The following is a 25,633-nucleotide window of genomic DNA, read 5'->3' on the forward strand; positions in this document are numbered from 1 at the left end:
TCAGAATTTACTCCGGCAAACTGATTTTCCCCATCAGCACAGAGGGCACCCGCCTCTTACCCGGACCGAACTGAATAGGCTCTCCCACCAGGCACTCGTTGGCCAGGGTGGCAAATAGCACCGCCTCTTTCGCATCCGGCGATACGCCCAGCTCGGCTGTGTCACGCACAGTGGCACCTGGCAAAAGCGCCTTTATGTTTTGGATAAGAAGCGGGTTATGCATGCCACCGCCGCTCAGGAAAATTTCAAAATCAGCATCACCGAGTGAACGTGTCAGCGCCCCACTAATGGCCACTGCCGAAAACCGGTTCAGGCTCGCCATCACATCTTCCGGGGACAGGTGCTCCGTATCGGATCTGCGCTGTGCCGCTGCCAGGTATGACAGGTTGAACAGTTCGGGTCCGGTCGTTTTAGGAAAGTCCTGCTCAAAGAAGGGATGGTAAAGAAGAGATGCCACCAGTGCCTGGTTATAAGTACCTTTCAGTGCAATGGCGGAGTCGGCGTCGTAGTAGGTGCCAGGAAATTGCTGCTGCACATAGGCGTCCATCAGCGTGTTGCCAGGTCCTACGTCGGTCGAGAAGATACGACTCGTGTCGAGGTCGCCTGGCAGAAACGTGAAGTTGGCTATACCTCCGATGTTGAGCATGATCCGGTTCTGGTCCTGTTCCGAGAAGAGCAGGTAGTCTCCGTACACCGCCAGTGGAGCGCCCTCTCCCCCTGCTGCCACATGCTTCTGCCGGAAGTCGCTTAGGGTGATGATGCCTGTGCCCATTGCGATATGATCGCCATCGCCGATCTGAAGTGTCGCATCTGGCATGCCTTCTACACCATGCAGCGAAGCTGGAGCGTGGTAAATGGTTTGTCCGTGACTGGCAATCACGTCCACCTCAGCAGATTCCAATCCCCATGTCTGCAGGCTTTTGTTGATGAGGTCGGCGTGGAAGCGCCCGATGTAGGCGTTCAGCAGGCAAACCCGCTCCAGGTCAACTTCCCTTTTAGAAAAGACTGCCTTTACTTCCCGCTTAAAAGTTTCATCGTAGGGCATGGTTACAAATTCACGCAGCTTCATGCGGGTTTGAGTACCATTCCCCTCAAACTCACAGAGTGCAATATCGAGGCCGTCCAAGGAAGTACCTGACATAAGGCCAATAATGGTTCTTTTCTCTTTGTCAGCAACTTTGAAAAGCCGCTCCAACATTTTGTTCATAATTAATTTAATCAAAGGGTGTGAACAGCCTAAAGAACCATAGATTCTTCATACGAAATGTATAAGGCTTGGGTAATATATAAGGGAGCGAATTTCAGCATAATCATGCAGAAATTCACAAAGAGGCTATTGCTTTGACCTGTTTTCTTAACTCCGGATAATCCGCCCGTCCTCCATCTCGATGATGCGGTGCGTGTTTTCGGCGAACTCAGGATCGTGAGTCACAATAAGCAGGGTCTGGTTGTGTTCTTCGGTGAGTTCCTTGAAAATATCGAAAACGATGTCGCTGTTACGCTTGTCGAGGTTACCGGTAGGCTCATCGCCCATGATGATGTGCGGGTCGTTGATGAGGGCCCGGGCAATGGCTACCCGCTGCTTTTCCCCTCCCGAAATGCGGTAGGCGGACTGCTTGGCGAGGTGCTCTATACCCAGCATTTTGAGCCGTTCCATGGCGCGGTGCTCCACTTCCTGCTCGCTATACCTGCCCAGTTTCAGTCCAGGCAGCATGACGTTGCGCAGCACCGTGAACTCATTGAGCAGGTAGTGAAACTGGAAAACAAAGCCGATCTTCTCGTTTCGGATACGAGCCAGCTCAGGGTCCGGACGGCCTGACATGAGTTCATTGTCGATGTACAACTCGCCGGTATAGTCGGTATCCATGGTGGAGAGGATGTAGAGTAGCGTGGACTTGCCGCAGCCCGACTTGCCGATCACCGACACAAACTCTCCTTTGTTCACCGTGAAGGTGATATCGCGCAGCACCTGCACCGTCACAGGATCATGAAACGCTTTGTTGATATTCCTTGCTTCGAGTATGACTTCCTGCATGTTTTCAGTTCTGCTTCCTATACCTATTTGCCTCTGATGATCTCAACCGGGTCTACCTTGCTTGCCTTGCGGGCCGGAAAAAAGCCGGCAAAGTATGTTGTGATGAGAGAAAAGGACCCGCCAATGAAATAATAAATCAGGTCGTAATTAACCGGATAAGTGGTGATGGTAGGCAATGCTGAGGTGTTGAAGGGGATGTTATCGATGATCGTGGAGAATATAAACCCAAAAACCAAGCCCATCATGCCGCCAAAGAAACCGATGCTCATGGCGATCACCAGGAAGACCAGGTTCACATCCCGACCAGAAAAGCCAGTGGCTTTCAGTATCGCAATGGAGTCCATCTTCTCGTAGATCATCATGTTGAGGATGTTAAAAATGCCGAAGCCCGCCACAATCAGCAGCGTCACACCCACAGCATAGGATATGAGCGATCGTACATTACTGCCAGTTTCAAACTGGGCATTGGCGGTCTGTATGTCCTCGGCGTCGATCTGAAAAAGCCGGGCGTACTCGCGGGCCACGGCCGGGGCCTGCTCCAGGTCATGCAGCTTCACCTGGATGTCGGTCATGTAGTTGGCAGGCTTGCCCAGCAGCTTTTGAGTCGTAGCGATGGAGGCATAGCTCTGCACCTTGTCGATCTCCTGTATACCTGACTGAAAATAGCCCACCACTTTCAGCGGAAAGCGCTCCCCCTGTGCCGTGGTCACCTGCACCACATCACCTATATCGGCTACCAGTATTTCTGCCAGGCCTTTACCGAGTATGATACTGTTGGCTACGTTTTTTGCGTCAATGGCATTACCGGATGTTACGTATTCCTGAAAATTGAACAGGCGGCTTTCCTCTTCCACATCCACCCCGTTGATCACACCGGTGATATCGATGGTACCTTCGTTGAAAAAGACCTGCGCCGTGAGTTTAGGAGTGGCTCCCAGCACCCGTTCGTCAGCCTTCACGGTCTGCAAAATAGGGCCGCTGTTGTAGATCTCCTGCCGGGTGATGCCTGCTTTTACAGAGCTGATGAAGTTGTAGGAGCTTTTGTACTGGTCGGCTTCATTCACCGGCTGGCTTTCGCTGGGTTTTATCTCGTTGTAGAGGCGTACATGCGGGGTACGGTTCAGGATCAGGCTATCGAGCATGTCGTTAAGACCGTTCATAAAACCAAGCAGCGTCACGAACATGGCTATGCTGAAGGTCACACCCACAGCAGCTACCAGTGTCTGCCGCCATCGGGCCAGCAGCATGGATTTCGCAATGCTGAATATCAGTCTGAAATTCATCGCTAAGGCTTCACGATCACATCTTCTCTGGACAAACCTTCCACTATCTCCACCTTCTGGTAGTCTTTCAAGCCGGTCTTCACCGGCACCCGCTCGTCTTTTTCTCTCAGCACATAGGCACCGTCCACCAGGTAGTCGCGGGGTATGGTGAGGGCATCCTTTTTAGCCTGAATGATGATGTTAGCCTCTGTAGTCAGGTTGGGGTAGAGCGCATCGGGCATGGTCACAAACTCAGCCTCTACGGTAAAGGAACGGGTGCGCTCGTTCATGGCCGGATTGATCTTGGTGATGCGTCCCTCAAACACCTGCCCCCGGTAACTGTCGAGGTTGAGCAGCACCTGCTGCCCGGGCTGAATGCGGGCAATGTCGTATTCATCCACCTGCAGCTCGAGTATAAACTCCTCGGCATCGCCCAGCACCGCTATGGGTACCTGCGGACTCACAAGTTCCCCCTTCTCGCGCAGCATGCTGTATACCTTGCCGTTGGTCTCGCTGCGGACGGTAAAGTCGTTGCGCTGGGTCTGGCTGATCTGAAGGTTCTTCTGTGACTGACGCGCAGCATAATCGAGCTGCCTTTTGAGGTCGTTGTAGCGTAGGCGGGCTGAGCGGTAGGCTGTCTGTGAATTTTTGTAGGCCAGCTCCCGCTGCTCCAGTTCCACACGGGTGCCGATCTGGTTTTCCCAAAGGTTGCGCTGGCGCACGAGCAGCAGGGAGTCGTTGCGCATGCGACTACGGGCCAGTTCGATGTTTTCCTGCAGCTCGGCCAGTTTTTCAGCATTGGCGTTCACACGGGCATATTCGGCGGCTAGACGGGCGTTCTCGGTGTTCAGCCGGGCAGCCTCGCTGCCAATGCGCACCAGCGGCTCACCCTGTCGCACGGTATCGCCCTCAGTCACCAGTATCTCTTCAATAATGCCGCTCACCACCGGGTATACCTGGTACTGGTTGCGGCTCTTCACCACACCCGATGCGTAGACTGACTCTGTAATATCCTCCACCGTGGGCTGGGTGGTTTCCCTATCCCCGCCACAGGAGGCAAGGCAGACTAACAGAAAGACCAGTTGAAAGTACCGTTTCATCGACTTAATTCTTTGTGCGTCATAAACATAGTTTCAGGTGCTTCCAAGCTTAAACGTAACCGCAGCAAGCGCACCTGCAGCCTGTTTTACCGGGCTTATGTTACGCCTCAAATGTAAGGCATTCAGAATATCAAAGCACTCTGATCAGCCTGAATAATGAAAATTATTTTAATATAAATCACTGTCTGATCCACGTCCTGGCTGACTTGCCTGCAGCACCTCCTAGAGTTTGCCAATGCTTCTTAAAAACCGGCAGCCGCATCGTCTCCCCGGGGGTCTGCCCCACCTTCCAGGCGGCCATCCGGGCGCACCAGTATACCTGCCGCTCTGCCAATCCCTCCTGATTTAGGGGCTATCCTGTGCCCTCTCCACCACATCTTTAGTCCGGTGCCAAAGCCCAGGGCGCCCCACTCGCAGAGAATCCAGTCTGGCTTCCACTGGTGGTGAAAGCGGCCGGCGTTTACAGCCCCCTGCATCGGCATGCCATGCACTGTCACGTTGAGGATGATCTGGTACACAGTGGTGATGATAGTGGAGCCGCCCATGCTGCCGATGATCAGGTGGAGTTTGCCGTTTTTTTCGAGTATGGTGGGTGTCATGGAGCTGAGCATACGCTTACCCGGTGCGATGGCATTGGCCTCACCTCCCACCAGGCCGTAACTGTTCGGGTAACCTGGCTTCACACTGAAGTCGTCCATCTCGTTATTGAGCAGAAAACCAGCGCCGGCCACAAACACCTTAGAGCCAAAGCTACTGTTGAGTGTCGTGGTGACCGAAATGGCGTTTCCTTCCGGATCGACGATGGAATAGTGCGTGGTATTCGGACTCTCTGGAGGAGCCGGAGCACCCGCTGCCACTGCATCACTGTCTGTGGCCCTTTGCAGTGACACGCCTTGCATCCGGCTTCTGATATAGGCTGTGTCCAGCAACCCTGCCACCGGCACATCGTAATAGTCGGGGTCACCCAGGTGACGGGCACGGTCAGCGTATACCCTTCGTTCTGCCTCCACCATCAGGTGTGCTGTCTGCGCGGAGTTCCAGCCCCACTCTTGCAGCGGGTAATCCTGGGCGATGGTCAGGAGTTGCAGCAAGGCTATACCTCCACTGGAAGGTGGCGGCATGGAAATCACATGATAGTCGCCAACCTGCCCCGTCAGTGGCTCCCGCCAGACAGATTGGTAAGCAGCCAGATCAGCCTTGGAAATGATGCCGTTGCCCCGCTTCATCTCCTCTGCGATGAGTTCTGCTGTTTCTCCCTCGTAAAAGCCTGCTCTTCCCTGGTCTCGGATCCGCTCTAAGGTATGAGCCAGGTCTTTCAGCCGGAGCGTATCCCCTTCACGCCAGTGGTCTTTGAGCACAAATTCCGGCCGCACGGAGCTGTACTTTATAAAATCCTCCCGTTCATCGTTCAGCTTCTTTGCTTCCTTCCGGGTAAGAGGGAAACCATTAGCGGCCAGCTCCACTGCCGGTTGCACCAGCTCGGCCCAGGGCAGGCTGCCATATTTCTGGTGCACCTGCACCATGCCGTCCACGGTGCCGGGTACGCCCGCTGCCAGGTGCCCTTTAAAACTAAGCTCGGTAATTACATCGCCCTGTGCATCCAGGTACATGTCACGGTGTGCTTTGCCAGGTGCTTTTTCACGGTAATCCAGCGCATCCACGCTCCCATCCCGCTGCCGCAGCACCAGGAAACCTCCACCCCCTATGTTTCCGGCATCAGGGTATACTACAGCCAGGGCAAACTGCACGGCCACTGCCGCATCCACGGCATTGCCGCCTCTGCGCAATATGGCAGCGCCCACCTCAGAAGCCAGCGGATGCGCTGTCACCACCATGGCCTTGTCGGTGACGAGCCCGGTTTCGTCGGTATCCCAGCCACCACAGCCGGAAATGCCAATAATAACGAGAAATAGGGTGATCCTGATGAATGTCAAGCCTGCTCTTTCTTTTTTCAGTGTATGAATCCTAGTCTTTACCCAATTGCAGCGCATCGGGTTTTAAAGCAGGAATGGCTGTAAGCTGTAAGGACCGATTATCCTTAGCTCCAGGAGGCGCATCCGAACCGTATCCCTGTATTGCCGTTTTATTAACTTATCAGGAATCTAAAATATGGTATTCAAACATCCTCCCATACTGCACAATGAAAAAGGAGCGCTACGCACCGTGGGCTTTGAGCTGGAGTATACCAATGTGAGCATAGAAGACTCTGCGAAATTGGTTCGGGAGCTGTATGGGGGGAACGTGCAAAAGGAAAACCGCTTTAAGCAAAAGGTAACCGACACGAGACTAGGCGATTTTACGATTGAATTCGACCTGTCGCTGCTGACGGAGAAGCGCTACAAAAAAGTGTTCGAGACCTTCAATCTGCGCATCGAAGATGTAAAAATCGGGAATGGCACTCTGGAAGACGAGGTAGAGGAAACGCTCCGTAACCTGGTCGGCAAGGTGTTTCCAAACGAGATCGCCTGTCCGCCCATTCCCTGCACGGAGCTCGAGGAAATAGAAAAGCTGCGGGAGGCCCTCTACCAACTTCATGCTGAGGGAACCCAGTCTTTCCCCACCAACGCCTTCGGCACTCACATCAATGTGGAGATTCCCCGTCAGGATGCCGATACGCTGCTTGCCTACCTGCGGGCTTTCCTGCTGCTGTACCCCTGGCTGCTGGAAGAAGGCCGGACTGACCTGGCAAGGCAGATCAGTCCCTTTATCGACCCGTACCCGATTGAGTATGTGATCCTTGTGCTTAACCCGGACTACGCCCCTGATCTGGATGGGTTTATCATAGATTACCACACCTACAACCCGGACCGGAACCGTCCGCTGGACTTGTACCCGCTGCTGGCATACCTCAGAGACGACCTGCTGGCACAGTTTACCAAACTCGGCAAGGTAAAGGCCCGCAATACCTTTCATTACAGACTGCCTAACAGTTCGATCGCACAGCCGGACTGGACGCTGGCACAGGAATGGAACATCTGGGTACGGGTGGAGGAACTGGCAAGCGACCCGGGTATGATAGAACACCTCAGCAAAGAATACCGCTATCTCAAAGCCCACACCCTGCTAGGATTTGAAACCAAATGGATTAAAAGAATAAGGGAATGGCTATCCTGAAATCTAAAAATAAAATACACCGAGGCAGACCGACAATCGGCATTACCGGACCGGACAAGGGAGGCGGGGCCGCCTGGTTTTTCACGGCGCTCTCGGTACTTATTGCCGGGGGCAGGCCCGTGCGCATCACGCCTTCCAGGCCCCGCACCGCTGATGGTCTGCAGGGGCTGATCATTGGAGGCGGGGCAGACGTGGACCCAACTATTTATGAACAAGAGCATGTGATGGACGAGTACCTGCAGCGCACGCTGCAGCACCCGAGGAAAAACATTTTTCAGCGGGTGGGCCGTTTTGTGAGCTGGGTCTACTACCCGGCTGTTTTTCTGCTGCGCAAGCTGCTGAGCCGCAAACTGACCTTCGGACTGGACCGTGCCCGCGACCAACTGGAACTGCAGCTGCTGGACCAGGCCGTACAGAAAGGCCTGCCGGTGATGGGCATCTGCCGGGGAGCGCAGCTGATGAACGTCTACTTCCGGGGCACCCTCTATCAGGACATCAACACGTTTTACCTCGAAGAGCCCAATCCGGCGAGTGTGTTTCCGGTGAAGAAAGTGCACATAAAAGCAGGCAGTAAGTTGGCAGAAGTGCTGGGGACGCAGCGACTGCGCGTAAATGCGCTGCACAACCAGGCGGTGAAAGAACCAGGTCAGTCGGTGGAAATTGTGGCCCGTGAACCCAATAAAGTGGTGCAAGGTATAGAGCAGCCGGAGCAGGCCTTTATGATCGGGGTGCAGTGGCATCCGGAGTACCTGCCGCAGAGTAAATGGCACCGCCGGCTATTTAAAGGACTGGTGCAGCAGGCCAGGCTGGTCAATCAGCAGATCGAGGAGCATGACCTGCAGGCTGCCATGTCACAGCCAGCCCTGGAAGCGGAAAAGCAACTGGAACAGCAGTCTGGTGAAACGCAACCCTAGCTGTGCGGCTACTGCTCCAGCGACTTTTGCAGGTATAGCGCTTCGTTCTTGAAGCGCACCAGCGCCAGTGCGACGGCCTGCTCGTATAGCTGCGCCCTGTCGACCGCATTGTCGGTGAGCAGCCCGATGGCGCCGGATGCCTGCTTTGAGTTGGATTTGTTGAACACCAGATCGTCCGCTGCGCCCAGTTCCATCCCCTGCCCCACCAGGTCGGCTACAATACCCGGCAGGTAAAAAGAAGCGGATCTGGCCTTGCCTATACCTGTGGCCGACCGCACCACCACCCAGGCAAAAGCAGCCAGTTCTTCGTCGTGCGTCTCCACACCGCCTTCTATACCTATCCAGTAATCAGCCTCCGGATGTGCTGCTTGTGCATTGTGCACTCTGTTCAGGGCACCGGTCAGGGTCTCCTGGTCTGTCATGGGTTGATCGGCTACGCCAGAAGGCACCGACACAGGTATAGCCTCGAAGTGCACATCAGGAAACATTTTGCGGAAGCCCCCGAGGGCAGCTTCTACTTTGACGGGGTTGCGTGAAGAAACGACAATGGTTTGCTCAATTTTGCTCATCAGGTATATCAACTTGCTCGGCTACAAAGGAAGTGAAGCCACTGCAGAAGTAAAAACCATTCGGCAGAAATAGGCACAGGTATCACTAAAATCAATGTACCTACACTTTTTTTATCAATAATTTGGAATTGCAAAATTCAGCCCCCAACTTTGCATCCGTAAAGTCATAATACCTACACCGTATTTGATTTATAAAGAAGAAGGGAGAGAACAGGCTCTGTGAACTTCTAGCAACCAGTGAACCACACCAGGTGCTAATTCCTGCCTAAAGCATTTAGGGGATATAAATTTTTAAAAATGAAAATTTCAGCGAACATCCTTACTGGTTCAATTATCAACCGAAGCAATTCCACCTCATTCGGTTCATCATTTTCATTTGCTTTTCATACCTGTTGTTGCTGTTGTTGCTAAACCAGCTGCACAGGCTCCTACTACCTTAAATTTTAGGATTTAACACCTCCCTGGGCAGCACACAGGGATAGCTTCGCTCTATGCACCTGTTGCATGCCGGGCCCTGCTTTGTCATACCCATTTTCCCCGGGCATTACTTCCCTGTGTCTCCACCTATTCCTCACCTTGTCTGAGCAGGGTGCACTGTATCTTTTTGTAAACAATTTTTAATCTATACATACTTATGTCAGCATATTCATCAAACAGACCCATAGCTATTTTCCACGAACACCAGGAGTGGTTCCGTCCGCTGTTCAACGAGCTGGAAGCACGCGGTATACCCTATGAGCGCCAGGATGCGGCGGCCCATACTTATGATCTGGCTTCGCCGGAAGCGAGCTACAGTCTGGTTTTCAACCGCATGAGCCCGTCGGCTTACCTGCGCAACAACGAGCAGGGCATTTTCTATACCCTGAACCTGCTCGCGCACCTCGAGGCAAAAGGCGTGACCGTAATCAACGGCCACAAAGCCTTTCTCTACGAAACATCTAAAGCACTGCAGCTGACTTTGCTGGAAAAGCTGGGTCTGCCTTATCCAAAATCACGTGTGATCAACCACGCCTCACAGGCAGTGAAGGCCGCAGAAGGTCTGCGCTACCCGATTGTAGTGAAGGCCAATATTGGCGGCAGCGGTGCCGGTATTGTGCGTTACGATTCTCCTGAGGAACTGGCACTGGCCGTGACCACCGGTCAGGTACAGCTGGGCATTGACCACACCGCACTGGTGCAGGAGTTTATACCTGCCCGTGGCGGACATATTAACCGAGTAGAGACCTTGGGTGGCAAATACCTGTACGCCATCAAGGTATACACCTCCGGCGAGAGCTTCAACCTCTGCCCTGCCGACATCTGCCAGACCACATCGGGCAAAGAGCTGGTACGCAACGCCTGCGCTATTGATGCACCTAAGAATGGCATGCGCGTGGAAGCCTTCACACCGGAGCAGGAGGTAATCGATGCCATCGAGCGCATTGTGCAGGAGGCAGGTATAGACGTGGGCGGTATTGAATATACCATCGACGACCGCGACGGACAGATCTACTACTACGACGTGAACGCACTGTCGAACTTCGTGGCGGATGCCGTGAACGTGATTGGTTTTAACCCACATGTCCACCTGGTGGATTTCCTGGAGAAAAAGGCACAGCTTAAAAGAGAGGAGGTATAAGCATGCAATTCGGATATTGGTTACCTGTTTTCGGCGGCTGGCTACGCAACGTCGAAAACGAGAACATGGCCCCCAACTGGGACTATGTGAAGAAACTGGCGCAACGCAGCGAGGACTGGGGCTACAGCCTCTCCCTTATTGCAGAGCTATACCTGAACGATATCAAAGGCGAAGAGGCTCCTTCGCTGGAAGCCTGGTCAACGGCGGCGGCACTGGCCGCTGTGACGGAGCAGCTGGAGATCATGGTGGCGGTGCGCCCGACTTTCCACAACCCGGCCATACTGGCCAAACAGGCTGCCAACATTGCCCAGATCAGCGGCGACAGGCTGTCGCTAAACGTGGTGTCGTCGTGGTGGAAGGATGAGGCGAGCAAGTACGGCCTGCAGTTTGAGCAGCACGACGACCGCTACGCCCGCACCAAAGAGTGGCTGGATGTAGTGACCGGCGTATGGGAGCAGGATCACTTCTCTTACCAGGGCAATTACTACCAGGTAGAGGACAATGTGCTGCAGCCCAAGCCTGCCAAAAAGCCCTTCCTCTATGCCGGAGGTGAGTCAGAAGCGGCTAAGACACTTATCAGCCGACAGTGCGATGGCTACGTGATGCACGGCGACTCGCCGGAGCTGATCGGCAAGCGCATCGACGACATGAAACGCCGACGCGAGGCCTGGGGCCTGCCACCGATGAAGTTCGGCGTAGCCGCTTACAGCATCGTGCGCGACTCAGAGCAGGAAGTGAAGAAGGAACTCGACCGCATCACCGAGGTAAAGGAATCTGCTGCTGGTTTCAAGAACATGGAGCAGTGGGTAAACGGCACACAATTGGAGCGGCAGCTCTCGCTGCAGGACTATTCTGTGTCAAACCGAGGTCTCCGCTCCGGCTTGCTGGGCACACCGACCCAGGTACAGGACCGCATTTCGGAATTTGAGGCCGTAGGCGTAGACTTTTTCCTGCTGCAATGCAGTCCGCAGCTCGAGGAGATGGAGCGTTTTTCAGAAACCATCATCCAGCAGGTGGTAGCTTAAACACAGAGCCTACCGCGAAAATCAAAATCTCTAAACTAAACCTAACCTGTATTTCCCTGTCGCTCGCTGAGCGGCAGGGATTTTTTGTTGCTACTCTAAGAGCTTTATATAGGTATAATGCATAGTTCTCCTTCTAAGCGAACATCCTCATTTACTACGCGTTAGCATTTACATAAGCACCCGGCAAATACTATATCACAATCATAAAACTATGTAAAGCTATGGCAAACTATTTTGAAAAATTTGCGCAGGAAGGTAATGAGTACCTCAACCAGCTGGCAGCAGACCTGGGGCACCCGGAAGAAAAAGGACAGACCTACATACTGCTGAGAGCAGTCCTGCACACGATTCGGGACAGAATCGCCATCAGTGAGTCTTTTCATGTGCTGTCGCAGCTGCCTATGTTCCTGAAAGCCATCTACACAGAGCATTGGCAGTACCGGGAACAACCGTTGCAGTTCGAAAGCGTGGAAGAATTTAAAGATGCCGTGAAGCAGGAGCAGGCCAGACACGGAGAGCAGCAGTTTAACTGGTCACAGTCCACAGAAGACCTGATCTCGATAGTGCTGACTTCACTGGGTATCCGCTACCTCACCGAAGGCCAGCTGCAGCATATTGCCACACAGATGCCAGAAGACATAAAGCCGCTGTTTCCGGCAGCGCCCGAGAGCCATCGCGGCTAAAGTGTAACTACTGCGGTATTCAGAGCGATAGGGCTCAACATTGATAACTAACGGTTTTATTAGTGACTGGGGTCATTCTTTTGCTTGTGTCTGATATGGACTTTTGTGTTCAACCTAACAAGATCCAAACTCAAAACTCTGAAAAGAATGGCAGAAGCATCACAAAGACAATTGGCAGGCAAAGTAGCCCTTGTAACCGGCGGTTCCTCCGGCATCGGCAAATCCAGTGCAATCCTTTACGCCCGCGAAGGTGCCAAAGTAATTGTGTCCGATATTCACGAAGAAACGGGCATGCAGGTAGTGAGGGAAATAGAACACCTGGGCGGTGAAGCCAGCTTCGTGCTAGGTGATGTTTCGAAACCGGAAGACTGCGAGCGCATGGTGCAGCAGGCCGTGGCGAAATTTGGGCGGCTGGACATTGCCTTCAATAATGCAGGTATAGGCGGTGAGGCCAACCCGATCGGGGAGATGAGCATTGAAGGCTGGAATAAAGTCATCAACGTAAACCTGAACAGTGTCTTTTACTGCATGCACTTTCAGATCAGGCAAATGCTGCAGAATGGCGGCGGTGCCATCGTAAATAACTCCTCTATTTTAGGGCAGGTGGGCTTTGCCAACTCTGCCGCCTACGTAGCCGCCAAGCACGGTGTGGTGGGGCTAACCAAGAATGGCGGCATCGAGTATGCTGCCAAGGGTATACGCATCAACGCCATCGGGCCTGCCTTCATCAAAACGCCGCTGCTTACCGATGCCGGTATGACGGAAGAGGTGTTGCAGTTTCTGGCAGGCAAGCACCCGATCGGTCGTCTGGGAGAGCCCGAAGAGGTGGCTGAACTGGTGATCTGGCTGAGCTCTGACAAAGCGTCTTTTGTGACAGGATCCTACTATGCCGTGGACGGGGCCTACCTCACCCAGTAATTCCCCGTATGACAACAAAGCGTAAGCATGCTTTTTTTTAATTCAAATACTCACCTTGTATTGGAATTAAATGTGCACCCAGCCTGGAAATACCGTTTCCCCCGCAGGGTGCATGGACACGAACTTCAAACTGACTATGAGTGTAACAGAGCAGAAAAGAGTAAGCAAAAGCCCGCTAAACCCTGACCAGCATCTGGACTGGCACAGCCTTGACGCACAGGAGGCGCTTGAGCTGCTGGGGGTATCACCTAAAAAAGGACTGACAGACGAAGAAGTACAAAAGCGGCAGGAGCAATACGGACGTAATGTGATGACGCCCAAAAAGCAGCAGAGTGCCTTTGTGCGCTTCATGCTGCAGTTCCACCAGCCGCTGATCTACATCCTGCTGGCCGCTACGGTGGTCACCTTCCTGCTGGAGGAGTACATTGACTCGGCTGTGATCTTCGGAGTAGTATTCATCAATGCCATCATCGGTTACATACAGGAATCCAAGGCCCTTGCCGCCATCGATGCACTTTCCCGCAGCATGACCGCCAAGGCACAGGTGATCCGCAATGGCAAAAAACAAAACATCAACGCACAGGAGCTGGTCCCCGGCGACATTGTGCAGGTACAGTCCGGCGACAAGTTTCCGGCCGATGTGCGGCTGGTGCATGTGCGCGACATTAAGGTAGATGAATCGGCACTGACCGGTGAGTCAGTGGCAGTGGAAAAGAACGCAAATTCCGTGGCCGCTGACGATGTGCTGGGCGACCGCTTCTCGATGGGTTTTGCCTCCACGGTTGTGACCTACGGGCAGGCAACCGGTGTGGTGGTGGCCACCGGCGACAAGACCGAAGTGGGCAAGATACAGGAGTCGATTTCGAGTGCGCAAAATCTGGAAACCCCGCTCACCAAAAAGATCAAGGAGTTCAGTCACCTTCTGCTCTGGGTTATTCTGGGGCTTGCCGCAGCAGTGTTTATTGTGGAGACCGCACGCGGAGCTGACTGGGGCAATACCTTTATGGTGGCTGTGGCGCTTGCTGTAGGTGCCATACCGGAAGGCCTGCCAGTAGCTGTTACCATTATGCTGGCGCTGGGTGTTTCCAAAATGGCCAAGCGCCGGGCCATTATCCGCAAACTGGTGGCGGTGGAAACCCTTGGCAGCACCAATGTAATCTGCTCCGACAAGACCGGCACCCTCACCGAAAACCAAATGACCGTGCAGCAGATCATGGCCGGAGACAAGGTATACAGCGTGAGCGGATTGGGCTATCGTCCCGAAGGTCAGGTACAGGAAAACGAACAGCAAGTGGATCTGAACACCAACAAGGCACTCGAGCAACTACTCATAGCGGGCCTGCTTTGCAACGATAGTTCGGTGAAGGAGAAAGAAGGCCAGTGGTCTATTGAAGGTGACCCGACCGAGGGAGCACTGGTGGTGGCCGCGCAGAAAGCCGGATTTGAGCGGGGCGAACTGGAACAAAAAATGCCCCGCAAAGATGCCATCCCCTTTGAGTCGGAGCACCAGTACATGGCCACCCTGCACGAAGGAGAACGGCGCGTCATCTACCTCAAAGGCTCCGTAGAAGCCGTGCTGGAAAGAAGCGAAAGCATGCTGCTGCCAGATGGCGAAACCGGCCGTCTGGATACAGAAGGCATCAACAAGCAAGTAGAGCAAATGGCTGGTGAAGGCCTGCGCGTGCTTGCATTCGGAATGGCTGAGGCAGAAGACCTCAATAGTATAGACCACGACAACATGCGCTCCGGCCTGGTGTTCATTGGTTTGCAGGGCATGATCGACCCGCCGCGCAAGGAAGCCGTGGAGGCTGTGAAGCTTTGTCAGCAGGCAGGTATAGACGTGAAAATGATCACCGGTGACCACGCCGCAACGGCCTCTGCCATCGCCAGCCAGATCGGGCTGGAAGGTACCCGTGAGAATGGCAGGCTCAAAGCCATCACCGGAAAGGAACTGCAGCAGATCGAAGACCGGGAGCTGGAGGAGATAGCCGAAAAAACAGCCGTATTTGCCCGGGTAGCTCCTGACCAGAAGCTGCGACTCGTGAAAGCCCTGCAGGCCCGCGACCATGTGGTAGCCATGACCGGTGACGGCGTGAACGACGGCCCCGCCCTGAAACAGGCGAACATAGGTATAGCCATGGGCATCACCGGAACCGACGTGGCCAAGGACGCTTCGGACATGGTACTTACCGACGACAACTTCTCTTCCATAGAAGGAGCCGTGGAAGAAGGCCGCAGCGTGTTCGACAACCTGACCAAGTTCATTGTCTGGACACTGCCGACCAACCTCGGAGAGGGCCTTGTGATCCTGTTCGCTGTGATACTGGGTACGCAGCTGCCGGTGCAGCCGGTGCAATTGCTCTGGATCAACATGACTACTGCGGTGCTGCTAGGCCTGACACTGGCCTTTGAGCCGAAGGAGCCGGGCATCATGGACCGTCCGCCGCGCCCTACCAACGAGCCGATTCTGACCAAAGACTTGATCATGCGGACCATGCTGGTAGGTACGCTCCTGCTGATCGCCGCCTTTGGCCTATACCTGTACGAGCGCCGCATACTGGGCACGGATGTGGCAGAGGCCCGTACTGTGGCTACGACAGTGTTTGTGGTGCTGGAGTCTTTCTACCTGCTGAGCTGCCGCTCCCTGGTGCGGCCTATGCGTGAAATAGGGTTCTTCAGTAACATGTGGGTGTATTATGGTATCGCGGCGATGTTCTTCTTTCAGGCACTGTTCATTTACCTGCCGATCATGAATACCCTGTTTGGCTCTGCTCCGCTGGATGTGATGCAGTTGCTGCGCATCTTCGGTGCCGGTGTGGTATTGCTGATCATTGTGACCATCGAGAAGACCATCCGTTTTAGCATCAACAAACGAAAAGAAAAAGAGGCGGCCAGTAAATAGGCCGCCGCTATACCTAAGCCTTGAAGACCTTAGTTCGCATTGGGATTGTACTGGTTTCACTATACCTGTTGCTTATGGGCATTTTATCGTTTCAGCAAGAGAACCTGATCTTTTTCCCGGAAAAGCTGCCCGCTGACTACCGCTTCGGGTTCAGGCAGGAATTCGAGGAGCTTACTATACCTGCCAGCGACGGCACCAAACTGCACGGTGTGCTTTTTAAAGTACCTGACCCGAAAGGGCTTGTGTTTTACCTGCACGGAAACGCCGGCTCGGTGGACTCCTGGGGCTGGGTATACGAAACGTATACTGACCTGCATTACGATGTGTTTGTGCTGGACTACCGCGGGTATGGCAAAAGTGAAGGCAGCATCAGCAGTGAAACACAGTTTTATGCAGACGTACAGACGGCTTACGATGTCCTGAAGAACAGGTATAGCGAAGAGCAGATCGTGGTGATTGGCTACTCGATCGGGACAGCCGCTGCGGCTAAACTGGCAGCCGAAAATAAGCCCCGGCTTCTGATCCTGCAGGCTCCTTACTACAGCCTCAGCGACCTGATGCAGAGCCTCTACCCTTTCGTGCCCACCTTTCTGCTCAGGTATAAGTTCGAGACCTTCAGGTTCGTGCAACAGGTCCAGGCCCCTGTCGCCCTCTTCCACGGCATGATAGACGAGATCATCTACCCCGGCTCTTCCGAAAAACTGAAGGCCCACTTAAAACCTACGGACAGGGTCATCTTGCTGGAAGGCCAGGGGCACAACGGTATGAACGAGAACCCGGCTTATAGACGGGAGCTCGCACGTATACTGGCAAAACCGGATTGAGTCAGCAGCTACTACACTAGGGCTTTTCGCCCACTGTCCAGCCTTCTCTCGCCACCGGCTCCCGCTCAGGACCGGAGATGAGCATGTCGGCCACTGCACCTGTAGTGAAAGCATAGATGCCCTTGTGCAGCAAGTCGATCGCCTGCTCGTCCTTTGGCCATGTCCAGGGAGGGGCTCCTACGCCGGTGCCATTTTCAAGGGCTTGGTCATTGAGCAGACGTATGTTCATGAACATAAAGGATCCCACTGGTCCACGGAACCCGTGCTCCGCCATCAGCCCCCGGATCACCCCCATCACAATGCCTTGCCCCCAATGCATGCCCCAGTTAAAACCCAGCCTTTCATCATCGGGTTTGTGCGGCTGCCGGAGCAGCCGTTCCAGCACATGGGCTGGTACATATGAGTTTGGTCGTCTGGTGAAACGCTGCTCGATCTTCTCGGCTAATGTCATGGCTGCTACACCGGCCAGCCCTGCAATTAGTCCGTTTACTACTGCTTTGCCTGTCATACTTGTTGCTTTTTGCCCTGGCATCTGCGTGCCTGGGTTATCCTAAGTTTGTTTTCAGAACGGCTTCCCCACCCCGAAGCATGGGAAAGGGAAATGCCATAATTTTCTACGACTTACCCAGCCCGTAGTTCAGGCACTCACCCGCTCCCGGAAAAATTAATTTTAGCACCTGCCGCTCCGGCAAAACATCACCCCTGCTTTTGCGTTTACCTCTCTTCTAGGATGAATGAAAAAAAGATCAACCTCGGCCGGCTCAACAAAGGTTTATTAGCCATCATACTGGTTTCGGCTATCCTTTACCTGGGTAAGCCCTTTCTTGTTCCTATTGCCATTGCCGCATTCTTTGCCATGCTCCTCTACCCGATGATGCTCCGACTGCAGCGTCGCCGTATGAAGGCGAATTGGGCTGCATTGACTGCCGTCATGATGCTATTAGCGGTACTCACCGGTCTTGGCATCCTGATATACTACCAGGTAAACACCCTGCTATCGGACTTGCCGAGGCTGGAGCAGAAGGTAAAAGAAAGAACCAACCAGCTGCAGTGGGTGCTGTATGAAACCACGGATATCCCGCACCACGAGCAGGAGGAGATCATTGAAGAGAAGAAGCCGGATATAGCGAAGGCAGTCTTTAAAAGTCTGCGTGACTTCCTGGTACAGGGCCTTTCAATTTTTGTATTTCTATTTATCGTGCTCTCCTATACCTTCTTTTTCCTGATCTACCAGCAGCGCATCCGGAACTTCTTTGTCAGGCTGAAGCTGTTTGAGAGTCAGAAGGAGGCCAAGGTGATGCTGGCCAGAACTTCCCGGATCATACATGATTACCTGAAAGGCACCTTCACCGTCATTTCCATTCTGGCTGTGGTATATGCCCTGGGCTTCTGGGCGATCGGGATAGAACATGCCATCCTCTTTGCTCTGCTGACGGCACTCCTGCGCATTGTGCCTTATTTCGGCTCTTTTCTGGGTATAGCCCTGCCTATTGCCTTCACGCTATTGACTAAGGACTCGCTCTGGTACCCGGTGCTGGTGCTGGTGTTTTTCATGATCACGCAGTTGATAGAGGCAAACCTGCTGACGCCCTATATTACCGGCTCCCGCGTGAAGCTCAACCCACTGGCCACGATTCTGGTCATTCTGCTGGGCAGCCTCCTGTGGGGTATACCCGGTATGATCCTGTTTGTGCCGCTTTTTGCCAGCTTGAAAATAATTTTTGACCGGGTGCCGCAGCTGGCTCCCTATGGTTACATCATGGGCAAGGAAGAGGAAGCGCAACCCGCCAATGAGCCTGGGTCAGAGAATGGTGGCAGAGACCTGACATAAAACCATTGCAACACATAGCAAGTACCTACTAATTGAAATATTGAAGAATAGATGGAAGGAGTATTTAACACGACAGGTCGGACCAACGTGCCCGATTCCTATACCTACACCCCACAAAACGAGCAGGAAGCCTGGATCGCCATTATGCACGCCTGCGTAGCCGTGGACGATGATGTAGCAGACGAAGAACTGGATGTGATGGCGCATACCCTGGCCAACAGAAAGCTGTTTGAGGGTCACGACATCATGGCTTACAGCCGATCCGTTTTTTATGCCCACGCCCAGCTTGGCAGCAAGGTACTGATCGACAATTCTGTTGACCTTATAGCCGAAGAAAACCGCCCGACGCTGTTTGCCCATACCATCCAACTGGTGCTGTCAGACTGTGTGGTGACCGAGAGAGAGGAAGAGCTGATACAATACCTTTACTCCGCCCTCGACCTGGACGAGAAGAAAGCGCAGGAAATTGTACGGGTGATTCTGATTCTCAACAAAGACAAACAATGTCCTTGAAACAAGACTAAAAAAGTGCTACTGAATTGACTGCACTTTTCGTTACTTTGCGCACTTTAAATGCAGTGCATGATACGAATTCTACTCAGCTTCCTTCTTTTGTTTCCTGTTTTACAGGTTAATGCCCAGGATCCGGGACCCTCGCCGCTTACGTTAGCAGACCAGCACTTTGACGCCGGTCGCTACCAGGAGGCGGTGGCAGCCTACACGATCGTCATCACCCGCGACAGCTTCACCTTTGAGCCGTTCTACAACCGGGGGCTGGCATACCTGAACCTCAAAAATTACGAAGCTGCTCTAACGGATCTCGACAGGGCCTTGCTCTTGAATGCAGGTAGTAAAGACGGTTTCAGCAACAGGGCGCTGGTGAAGGTGCACCTGAAGGACATGGAAGGCGCTCAGTATGACTATGGCAAAGCAATCCGGCTTGCGCCCCAGGACGCAGACCTCTACTACCAGTGCGCTCTGGCCCTGCTCCTCGATAACAAAACAGCACCCGCCCGACAGCATTTATTGAAGAGCATTGAACTGGCCCCTTCTGCCCCAGCCCACATCGAACTGGGTAAGCTCAGTGATGGTGCCGGAGACTTTGAAGGAGCCAAACGGCACTTTGACAAGGCCATACACCTGGATGCCAGTTCGGCCGAGGCCTACTTTCATAGAGCATTGGCACTGGAACAGCTGGCTCAGCACACGGCTGCAGAAGCAGACTATAGCTCTACAGTTAGACTGGATCCGGCACATGCTGATGCCTATTTTAACAGGGCATTGCTACGTTATATGCGCGAGAACACGTCGGGTGCCATACAGGATCTGACTAAGGTAATCGCCTTAGACAAGAGCCGTTCGGAGGCCTACGCCAACCGCGCCATGGCCTATACCCAAACAGGACAGACGCAGGAAGCCCTGGCAGACTATAACAAGGCAATCAGCCTTAACAGCAGGAACGCCGACCTCTACACAAAACGAGGTGAGCTGAAAATCAAAGTGAAAGACTATGCCGGTGGTGAAAAGGACTTTACGCGTGCCCTGAGTCTGGATGCAAAATCACCTGCCGCATACCTGGGACGCGGCTACTGCTACATGGCCCTGAAGCAAACCGCCAAAGCCTGCACCGACCTAACCAAAGCGCACCAGTTAGGCAACCGCAACGCCATGGAGCTGATGAAATACAATAAGTGCAATTAAGGTATAGCTGACCAGGTATAGCGCTGGCATAAAACCAGCTGTACCTATACTGCCAGCTCCCGGTTATACTTACTGCGGTACTGCAGTGGCGAGAGGCCGGTGATACGCTTAAATGTGGTCCGGAAAGCCTTAGGGTCGGAGTAGCCTACGTTGTACATCACTTCATTCACATTCTCGCGGGAGGTTTCCAGACTCAGCTTAGCCGCTTCGATCTTGACGCGCTGAATGTACTCCACAATGGAGTTGGCAGTGGCTTTTTTGAAGCGGCGCTCCAGGTTACGGCGACTGAGAGCCAGCATATCCGCCAGTTGGTCCACCGTAATCTTTTCCTGGTAGTTCTGCTCGATGTAATCCTGGGCGGCTTTTATCTGCTCGTCGTCGTGCTCTTTCTGGCCCTTGAAAATGATGAAAGGCGATTGGCTGCGGCGCTCGATCTCGATCTGGAAGGCTTTCGACATGAACACAGCTACTTCCCGGCCCACGTACTTTTCGATCAGGTATAGCACAAGGTTCAGGTATGAGAAGGCGCCTCCGCTGGAGTAAATGCCCTGCTCGTCTGTAATGATCTTGTCCTCCACGAGCTGCACATCGGGAAACATTTTGCGAAAATCGTTGGCCGCCATCCAGTGAGTAGCACACTGACGTCCGTTGATAAGGCCGGTGGAGGCAAGCAGAAAAGCACCCACACAAAGACTGGCTACTTCTGCCCCACCCTTATGCTGCTCCACAATCCAGGGTATAAAATCCTGGTTATACTCCAGCGTCTGCGCCAGATCGCCGTCCAGAGCAGGTATGATGATCAGGTCTGTTTTGGAGATCTCGCTTGTCACCTTATCGGTAAACACGGTATAAATTCCGCCTGCCACCGACACCTTGTCGGACAGCCCAACCAGCTGCACATCAAACATGACCGGCCTGCCCATGCTACGCAGGAGCTTGTTCACTTCCGTAAAAACCTGGCGCGGACCTTCCACACTGCCCAGAATAGCACCTTTTGGCACCAGAATAGAAATATGCTTCACCTGTTCAAAATGCTTTTGTAACTGCTTTCATCTTCAAAATGCTTTTGTAACTGCTTTCATCATACCCATGTCACTGCCGCTTGCCTGAAGATCGGTGGCGGCCACCGTCTTAACTTCACCAAGGTATAGAGAATTGCATTTGCAGTCAACCTCTCACACTGTTGTATTTCACTGTTTCAGTGCTGCTCCTCACCACCATCCTCCATCCTCACCATACTCCCTGAGTTGATGCAATAGCGCAAACCACCGGGTTTAGGGCCGTCGTTGAATACATGCCCCAAATGGCCTCCGCACACATTACAGATCGCCTCAATGCGTTGCATATGGTGGCTGTCGTCGAAGGCATAGCGGATAGCACCCCGCCTGGCCGGTTGTGTGAAGCTGGGCCAGCCGGAAATGGCGTGGTACTTTTCTGCAGAGCTGAACAGCACCTGCCCACAGCCCGCGCAGGTATAGACTCCCGGTTCGTAGGAGCGGCAGTAGGCATTGCGGTAGGGCGGCTCTGTTCCTTTCTGGCGGAGCACCTGATACTGTGCAGGAGTCAGGAGCTGCCTCCACTCCTCCTCCGTCTTTTCTACTTTATCGTAAGGTTCCGGATTGCCATATTTGGCGTAGTAGATGATGTCTTTCCAGCGTAGCATGTTCTTTATACGCGGCTATACCTGACCAGTGGAATCCGTTTCTGACCTGTCAGGTATAGCTAGGCTTCCTGTCGGCATCTCGCCTGGTACCTCTGCCCATAGCGGCGTCAATACTCCAGATACCTGCTCCGCGGGCAGCCATATACAGAAACAGAAAGCAGTAGAGCAAGGCCATTTCCCCATTGTTGAGCAGCGGATTCCAGCCTTCGGGTAGGTGAGCCGTGAAATAGGCCACCGCCATCTGACCACTGGCAATAAAAGCAGCCCAGCCAGTCAGGAAACCAAACGCGATCATGAGTCCGGTGACCAGTTCGACTATACCAGCCACACCCATCATCGAAGCCAGCTCAACTGTATTGCCGTCGCCGGGCCAGCCGAAGAGCTTTTGGGTGCCGTGCATGGCAAACATCAGTCCTGCAATAATGCGCAGTATGGCATATAGTTGCGGGCTGTAGGGTCCTAAAAATCTTTCCATAGTTTTTGATTTTTCACCTGCCTTTCTTAGCAGACTGTTAAACAAGTACTTACAAAAGGAGCTAACGTGTTTCGGGGCTTAATGTTAAAATGTACTTGCCTGTCGGCCTGTTGCGTAAAGGCTATAGTACGTATCATGCTCAACCCTTTCGGGGGGCTAGTCCGTACAACTAAGTGACCGAAGCCAAGGCACCCGGTCAATTTATATGTTCTATCTAAAAGAAAACAAACCATGAGCAGCAACAATAGAAATATTTCAGAAGACCCGAATTCAAGAAAAGGTGAAGGCGTAAGCGGACTGGGCAAAGGTAAACAGACCGGCCCTGTGGCAGGAGGCGCTGACAATACCCGCGGCGAGAACAAGCCTAGCCGCGAAGGCAGCAGCGGCGGTGCCAAGCATGGCAAGTCGAACCCGAACGAGCAAAATAGTCCGCAGGGATCCAACGCCAATTCAACCACGACCAGCCGCGGTGCTGACAGCACCGATAAGGAGTTCCGCAACAACCAGCCGAACGCCAGCACGCTGAAAGGCCATAAGAGCAACGAGGGTCTTGGTAACGAGAAAGGATAAGCTAAGCGTGTACTTTAGAAACCGTACTTTAACTAAACAAGAAGCCCCGGAGAGATCCAGGGCTTCTTGTTTTTGAGTTAGCTACACCTTACTTCAGTTCGTCCAGCACCCCATACATTTTCTTCACCAAAGCTGAGGCAGAGCCGTTGTAGTTGTTCACCACGAAAGCAAAAATATACTCCCGCCCGTCCTTCGCTTTATGATAACCAGTAAAGCCTTTCGCACCACGAATGGTACCGCTTTTCATTTTCATGCCGTTGAACGTGGGCAACGAAGCATAGAAACCCGGGTACCAGTTCTGCTGACGGGCATGCTGCAGCAGCCGCACCTGTGCATGGGTGGTCACGCGGTTGAGCGGCGACAGGCCCGAGCCGTCCACCATGGCCAGTTCGGTTTCAGCGACACCCTGCGTCTTCCAGTGCTGCCTGATCTGCTCCAGTCCTTTGCGGGTATCGCTGGTGCCGTTGCTCTTGTAGGCGATGGTCTTCACTAGCGCTTCACCATACAGGTTCACACTCTTGCGGTTGAACCAATACACCACACTATCCAGGGGCGGCGAAGTGACGGTATGAAACAAGGTATAGCCCTGCTGTGGAGAGCCGTTGTGCTGAAGCACGGCTTGGTGCGGCATGCTGATGCCTAGCGTCCGAAGCGTATCGGAAAGCATGCTCACAAACTGATTGGCGCCGGAGGGCAGTGCGCCGGATATCTTAAAGCTGCTCTCGTTGACAGGTATAGTCCCCCGGATGGCAGCCGCACTGGTACCCACCGGGAAGTAGATATAGGCATTGTCGCCTGTTCCTGCTGCGGCAGAGGTCAGCTCGGAGCGCAAGGTATAGCCGTTGAGGTTTGGCACCGTCTTCACGATCGATACCGGATCGCCGATCTGCTTTCCTGATCTCAGGATAACGTCATACTGATTCTCACGCCAGTTGAGCTTGGCAGGACCGGCACCGTAATAGTTGGCAATATCCTGCCACATCCAGCCATCGGGCACCGTTTCTTCGTTCCAGCCTTCATTGCTCACAACTACCTCTCCCACCGATTTTACACCTGTGCGTTGCAGGGCCTGTGTTATCCCTTTCAGCACATTGCCCTCTTTGGTCAGGGACCAGCGCCAGCTCCCGAAGGTCGGGTCGCCGCTTGGCTGTATCAGCAGCGAAGCATTATTACCGCTTTTGCGCAAGGCAAATTTTGTTTCATAGCGGTAGTCTTTGCCCAGCAGTTCGTAAGCGCTGATGCTGGTGATGATCTTCATGGTGGAGGCCGGGGCGAGTCCTAGCTTGCTGTTGCGGTCGAACACAACCTGCCCCGTTTTGGCATCGATGACGTAGAGCGAAGCAATGCCGTTTTGCAATTGAGGGTCGGCTTCAAACTTCTGGAAGGCCGTTGTGAGTTTTGCAGTGGTCGTCTGGGCCAGGGCCAGGGTGTGCGCCAGTGTAAGGGATATCAGGAGGGCGGCTTTTGTAATCGGACGTTTCATAGCCAAAAAATACGCAATTTCAATGGCTATCCCAATAATCTCAAAAATAAAGCAGCCGCATCTCCCTCCGGAAAAGCGGCTGCTCAATATGTATGGCCTGTTTATACCCTGCAGGTAACCGACTTAGTCGTTCCAGTCACGGTAGTTGCGGTCTCTCCTGTCAAAATTCCAGTCATGACCTCCCCGGTTGCTGCGGCGGTTGTCATCAGACCTGCTGTTTCCGCGGTCTTCATTTCTGTAATTTCCGGAGGCGCTGCGCATGCGGTCTTCATCGCGGTTATTGTAGCCGGCAGAGCCGTAGCCAGTGCCGCCAAAGTCGCGGTAGCCACGGTCATAGCCTCTATCGTCGCGGTCACTGTAAGTAGAGCCGGGTCCGGGACGGCTGCCGTAGATGTAACCTGTGCCACGGTAACCAGAGTCGCTGTCGTCGCTCATGCGGCCACTATAGTTGTTACCTCCTGAGCGGCCGTAGTTCTGGCGGCTGTAGTCATCCAGGTGACGGTCATCAAATCCGTGCCGTTCGTCTCCGGAGCGACTTCTGCCAGCATCGCGATAGCGTGGTCCTTCATGTCCCGACATACCGTAGTAGGAATCGCCGTAAGCCGATCCGCCGCCGTAAGTGCTGCCACCTTCGCCGTAGCGTGTGCCCCCGCTGAAGTCGCCGTAAGCGCGTGCATCGGGTGACATACGGCTGCGGCTGTCCCGGCTGTCATAGCCACGGTGCTCGCTGTCATAGTCGCGGCCACTTCCTTCCGGATCGCGTCTGGACAGACTGTTGGTATTGCCGGTACGCGGGTTGCCGTACTGGTCGAAATCAGCGTAATGGTTTTTGCGTCGGTTATCGTTACGATCAAAATCTCTGTTCATAGCTTCATTGTTTTGAGTTGATTATCTCTCTCATAACGCAGCAGCGCAAAGCATGTTTAATCGTAGTTGTTAACAAGCT

At 53.5% G+C, this 25,633-nt stretch carries 24 protein-coding genes and 1 riboswitch; of the genes, 12 read left to right on the top strand and 12 right to left on the bottom strand.

The window, feature by feature from the left end:
* Positions 1 to 7: 7 nt before the first annotated feature.
* From AC5FXQ_RS18480 to ggt, 5 genes are all read right to left on the bottom strand, one after another.
* Positions 8 to 1,207, bottom strand: coding sequence for an anhydro-N-acetylmuramic acid kinase (locus AC5FXQ_RS18480; protein WP_493603896.1), 1,200 nt, complete (start codon positions 1,205 to 1,207; stop codon positions 8 to 10).
* Between the two features lie 147 nt (positions 1,208 to 1,354).
* Entirely contained in the window at positions 1,355 to 2,035 is a 681-nt protein-coding gene (locus AC5FXQ_RS18485) for an ABC transporter ATP-binding protein (RefSeq protein WP_493603897.1), read from the bottom strand.
* A gap of 23 nt (positions 2,036 to 2,058) precedes the next feature.
* Positions 2,059 to 3,318, bottom strand: a complete 1,260-nt coding sequence (locus AC5FXQ_RS18490; protein WP_493603898.1) for an ABC transporter permease — start codon at positions 3,316 to 3,318, stop codon at positions 2,059 to 2,061.
* 2 nt (positions 3,319 to 3,320) lie between these two features.
* Positions 3,321 to 4,397: an efflux RND transporter periplasmic adaptor subunit gene (locus AC5FXQ_RS18495; RefSeq protein WP_493603899.1), complete on the bottom strand. Its 1,077-nt coding sequence runs from the start codon at positions 4,395 to 4,397 to the stop codon at positions 3,321 to 3,323.
* A 242-nt stretch (positions 4,398 to 4,639) separates the two neighbouring features.
* The gene (ggt, locus tag AC5FXQ_RS18500) at positions 4,640 to 6,232 is read right to left on the bottom strand and encodes a gamma-glutamyltransferase (protein WP_493603949.1); all 1,593 of its coding nucleotides are present in this window, start codon (positions 6,230 to 6,232) and stop codon (positions 4,640 to 4,642) included.
* A gap of 274 nt (positions 6,233 to 6,506) precedes the next feature.
* Here ggt and AC5FXQ_RS18505 point away from each other — a divergent pair, with 274 nt between their 5' ends.
* A complete protein-coding gene (locus tag AC5FXQ_RS18505) occupies positions 6,507 to 7,511 on the top strand; it encodes an amidoligase family protein (protein WP_493603900.1) in 1,005 nt (334 codons plus the stop codon).
* On the top strand, positions 7,499 to 8,425 hold the full coding sequence (locus AC5FXQ_RS18510) for a gamma-glutamyl-gamma-aminobutyrate hydrolase family protein (protein WP_493603901.1): 927 nt from the start codon (positions 7,499 to 7,501) through the stop codon (positions 8,423 to 8,425). The genes AC5FXQ_RS18505 and AC5FXQ_RS18510 overlap by 13 nt, the downstream gene beginning before the upstream one ends.
* An 8-nt stretch (positions 8,426 to 8,433) precedes the next feature.
* Here the strand turns inward: AC5FXQ_RS18510 and yjjX are convergent, their stop codons facing one another.
* A complete protein-coding gene (gene yjjX, locus AC5FXQ_RS18515; protein WP_493603902.1) occupies positions 8,434 to 8,994 on the bottom strand; it encodes an inosine/xanthosine triphosphatase in 561 nt (186 codons plus the stop codon).
* 186 nt (positions 8,995 to 9,180) lie between these two features.
* A riboswitch (SAM riboswitch) is annotated at positions 9,181 to 9,284 on the top strand.
* A gap of 344 nt (positions 9,285 to 9,628) precedes the next feature.
* Between yjjX and AC5FXQ_RS18520 the strand changes: the two genes are divergently transcribed.
* From AC5FXQ_RS18520 to AC5FXQ_RS18545, 6 genes are all read left to right on the top strand, one after another.
* Positions 9,629 to 10,612: an ATP-grasp domain-containing protein gene (locus AC5FXQ_RS18520; protein WP_493603903.1), complete on the top strand. Its 984-nt coding sequence runs from the start codon at positions 9,629 to 9,631 to the stop codon at positions 10,610 to 10,612.
* Positions 10,613 to 10,614: 2 nt separating this feature from the next.
* On the top strand, positions 10,615 to 11,637 hold the full coding sequence (locus AC5FXQ_RS18525; RefSeq protein WP_493603904.1) for an LLM class flavin-dependent oxidoreductase: 1,023 nt from the start codon (positions 10,615 to 10,617) through the stop codon (positions 11,635 to 11,637).
* Between the two features lie 221 nt (positions 11,638 to 11,858).
* A complete protein-coding gene (locus AC5FXQ_RS18530; protein WP_493603905.1) occupies positions 11,859 to 12,320 on the top strand; it encodes a DUF2267 domain-containing protein in 462 nt (153 codons plus the stop codon).
* A gap of 147 nt (positions 12,321 to 12,467) precedes the next feature.
* On the top strand, positions 12,468 to 13,238 hold the full coding sequence (locus AC5FXQ_RS18535) for a glucose 1-dehydrogenase (RefSeq protein WP_493603906.1): 771 nt from the start codon (positions 12,468 to 12,470) through the stop codon (positions 13,236 to 13,238).
* 112 nt (positions 13,239 to 13,350) lie between these two features.
* Complete coding sequence (locus tag AC5FXQ_RS18540) at positions 13,351 to 16,140, top strand: cation-transporting P-type ATPase (RefSeq protein WP_493603907.1); 2,790 nt, start codon at positions 13,351 to 13,353, stop codon at positions 16,138 to 16,140.
* Between the two features lie 20 nt (positions 16,141 to 16,160).
* Positions 16,161 to 16,964: an alpha/beta hydrolase gene (locus AC5FXQ_RS18545; RefSeq protein ID WP_493603908.1), complete on the top strand. Its 804-nt coding sequence runs from the start codon at positions 16,161 to 16,163 to the stop codon at positions 16,962 to 16,964.
* Between the two features lie 16 nt (positions 16,965 to 16,980).
* On the opposite strand, the gene AC5FXQ_RS18550 is transcribed toward AC5FXQ_RS18545, so the two are convergent.
* Complete coding sequence (locus AC5FXQ_RS18550; RefSeq protein ID WP_493603909.1) at positions 16,981 to 17,472, bottom strand: hypothetical protein; 492 nt, start codon at positions 17,470 to 17,472, stop codon at positions 16,981 to 16,983.
* 222 nt (positions 17,473 to 17,694) lie between these two features.
* On the opposite strand from AC5FXQ_RS18550, the gene AC5FXQ_RS18555 reads away from it, so the two are divergent.
* The 3 genes from AC5FXQ_RS18555 to AC5FXQ_RS18565 all read left to right on the top strand — a co-directional run bounded on the left by AC5FXQ_RS18555 (position 17,695) and on the right by AC5FXQ_RS18565 (position 20,496).
* Positions 17,695 to 18,795 carry an AI-2E family transporter gene (locus AC5FXQ_RS18555; protein WP_493603910.1) on the top strand — a complete coding sequence of 367 codons (1,101 nt, stop codon included), beginning with the start codon at positions 17,695 to 17,697 and terminating at the stop codon, positions 18,793 to 18,795.
* A gap of 51 nt (positions 18,796 to 18,846) precedes the next feature.
* A complete protein-coding gene (locus tag AC5FXQ_RS18560) occupies positions 18,847 to 19,308 on the top strand; it encodes a tellurite resistance TerB family protein (protein WP_493603911.1) in 462 nt (153 codons plus the stop codon).
* Between the two features lie 69 nt (positions 19,309 to 19,377).
* Positions 19,378 to 20,496: a tetratricopeptide repeat protein gene (locus AC5FXQ_RS18565; RefSeq protein ID WP_493603912.1), complete on the top strand. Its 1,119-nt coding sequence runs from the start codon at positions 19,378 to 19,380 to the stop codon at positions 20,494 to 20,496.
* Between the two features lie 44 nt (positions 20,497 to 20,540).
* Here AC5FXQ_RS18565 and AC5FXQ_RS18570 read toward each other — a convergent pair whose 3' ends face one another.
* From AC5FXQ_RS18570 to AC5FXQ_RS18580, 3 genes are all read right to left on the bottom strand, one after another.
* Positions 20,541 to 21,518, bottom strand: a complete 978-nt coding sequence (locus AC5FXQ_RS18570) for a GlxA family transcriptional regulator (RefSeq protein WP_493603913.1) — start codon at positions 21,516 to 21,518, stop codon at positions 20,541 to 20,543.
* 176 nt (positions 21,519 to 21,694) lie between these two features.
* Positions 21,695 to 22,159 (bottom strand): peptide-methionine (R)-S-oxide reductase MsrB, encoded by a 465-nt coding sequence (msrB, locus tag AC5FXQ_RS18575; protein ID WP_493603914.1) that lies wholly within the window; start codon positions 22,157 to 22,159, stop codon positions 21,695 to 21,697.
* Between the two features lie 49 nt (positions 22,160 to 22,208).
* Positions 22,209 to 22,634: a DoxX family protein gene (locus AC5FXQ_RS18580; protein ID WP_493603915.1), complete on the bottom strand. Its 426-nt coding sequence runs from the start codon at positions 22,632 to 22,634 to the stop codon at positions 22,209 to 22,211.
* 231 nt (positions 22,635 to 22,865) lie between these two features.
* On the opposite strand from AC5FXQ_RS18580, the gene AC5FXQ_RS18585 reads away from it, so the two are divergent.
* Complete coding sequence (locus AC5FXQ_RS18585; RefSeq protein WP_493603916.1) at positions 22,866 to 23,204, top strand: hypothetical protein; 339 nt, start codon at positions 22,866 to 22,868, stop codon at positions 23,202 to 23,204.
* A gap of 88 nt (positions 23,205 to 23,292) precedes the next feature.
* Here AC5FXQ_RS18585 and dacB read toward each other — a convergent pair whose 3' ends face one another.
* A complete protein-coding gene (gene dacB, locus AC5FXQ_RS18590; RefSeq protein ID WP_493603917.1) occupies positions 23,293 to 24,687 on the bottom strand; it encodes a D-alanyl-D-alanine carboxypeptidase/D-alanyl-D-alanine endopeptidase in 1,395 nt (464 codons plus the stop codon).
* Positions 24,688 to 24,810: 123 nt separating this feature from the next.
* On the bottom strand, positions 24,811 to 25,554 hold the full coding sequence (locus tag AC5FXQ_RS18595; RefSeq protein WP_493603918.1) for a hypothetical protein: 744 nt from the start codon (positions 25,552 to 25,554) through the stop codon (positions 24,811 to 24,813).
* Between the last annotated feature and the right edge of the window lie 79 nt (positions 25,555 to 25,633).

The organism is Pontibacter sp. LHS1 (assembly GCF_058932855.1).

Coding starts and splice junctions, on each gene's coding strand:
- AC5FXQ_RS18555 (WP_493603910.1), top strand. CDS start 17,695: ATGAATGAAAAAAAGATCAACCTCGGCCGGCTCAACAAAGGTTTATTA.
- AC5FXQ_RS18535 (WP_493603906.1), top strand. CDS start 12,468: ATGGCAGAAGCATCACAAAGACAATTGGCAGGCAAAGTAGCCCTTGTA.
- AC5FXQ_RS18595 (WP_493603918.1), bottom strand. CDS start 25,554: ATGAACAGAGATTTTGATCGTAACGATAACCGACGCAAAAACCATTAC.
- AC5FXQ_RS18480 (WP_493603896.1), bottom strand. CDS start 1,207: ATGAACAAAATGTTGGAGCGGCTTTTCAAAGTTGCTGACAAAGAGAAA.
- ggt (WP_493603949.1), bottom strand. CDS start 6,232: ATGGTGGTGACAGCGCATCCGCTGGCTTCTGAGGTGGGCGCTGCCATA.
- AC5FXQ_RS18520 (WP_493603903.1), top strand. CDS start 9,629: ATGTCAGCATATTCATCAAACAGACCCATAGCTATTTTCCACGAACAC.
- AC5FXQ_RS18530 (WP_493603905.1), top strand. CDS start 11,859: ATGGCAAACTATTTTGAAAAATTTGCGCAGGAAGGTAATGAGTACCTC.
- dacB (WP_493603917.1), bottom strand. CDS start 24,687: ATGAAACGTCCGATTACAAAAGCCGCCCTCCTGATATCCCTTACACTG.
- AC5FXQ_RS18505 (WP_493603900.1), top strand. CDS start 6,507: ATGGTATTCAAACATCCTCCCATACTGCACAATGAAAAAGGAGCGCTA.
- AC5FXQ_RS18565 (WP_493603912.1), top strand. CDS start 19,378: ATGATACGAATTCTACTCAGCTTCCTTCTTTTGTTTCCTGTTTTACAG.
- AC5FXQ_RS18525 (WP_493603904.1), top strand. CDS start 10,615: ATGCAATTCGGATATTGGTTACCTGTTTTCGGCGGCTGGCTACGCAAC.
- yjjX (WP_493603902.1), bottom strand. CDS start 8,994: ATGAGCAAAATTGAGCAAACCATTGTCGTTTCTTCACGCAACCCCGTC.
- msrB (WP_493603914.1), bottom strand. CDS start 22,159: ATGCTACGCTGGAAAGACATCATCTACTACGCCAAATATGGCAATCCG.
- AC5FXQ_RS18510 (WP_493603901.1), top strand. CDS start 7,499: ATGGCTATCCTGAAATCTAAAAATAAAATACACCGAGGCAGACCGACA.
- AC5FXQ_RS18485 (WP_493603897.1), bottom strand. CDS start 2,035: ATGCAGGAAGTCATACTCGAAGCAAGGAATATCAACAAAGCGTTTCAT.
- AC5FXQ_RS18550 (WP_493603909.1), bottom strand. CDS start 17,472: ATGACAGGCAAAGCAGTAGTAAACGGACTAATTGCAGGGCTGGCCGGT.
- AC5FXQ_RS18585 (WP_493603916.1), top strand. CDS start 22,866: ATGAGCAGCAACAATAGAAATATTTCAGAAGACCCGAATTCAAGAAAA.
- AC5FXQ_RS18490 (WP_493603898.1), bottom strand. CDS start 3,318: ATGAATTTCAGACTGATATTCAGCATTGCGAAATCCATGCTGCTGGCC.
- AC5FXQ_RS18560 (WP_493603911.1), top strand. CDS start 18,847: ATGGAAGGAGTATTTAACACGACAGGTCGGACCAACGTGCCCGATTCC.
- AC5FXQ_RS18580 (WP_493603915.1), bottom strand. CDS start 22,634: ATGGAAAGATTTTTAGGACCCTACAGCCCGCAACTATATGCCATACTG.
- AC5FXQ_RS18540 (WP_493603907.1), top strand. CDS start 13,351: ATGGACACGAACTTCAAACTGACTATGAGTGTAACAGAGCAGAAAAGA.
- AC5FXQ_RS18495 (WP_493603899.1), bottom strand. CDS start 4,397: ATGAAACGGTACTTTCAACTGGTCTTTCTGTTAGTCTGCCTTGCCTCC.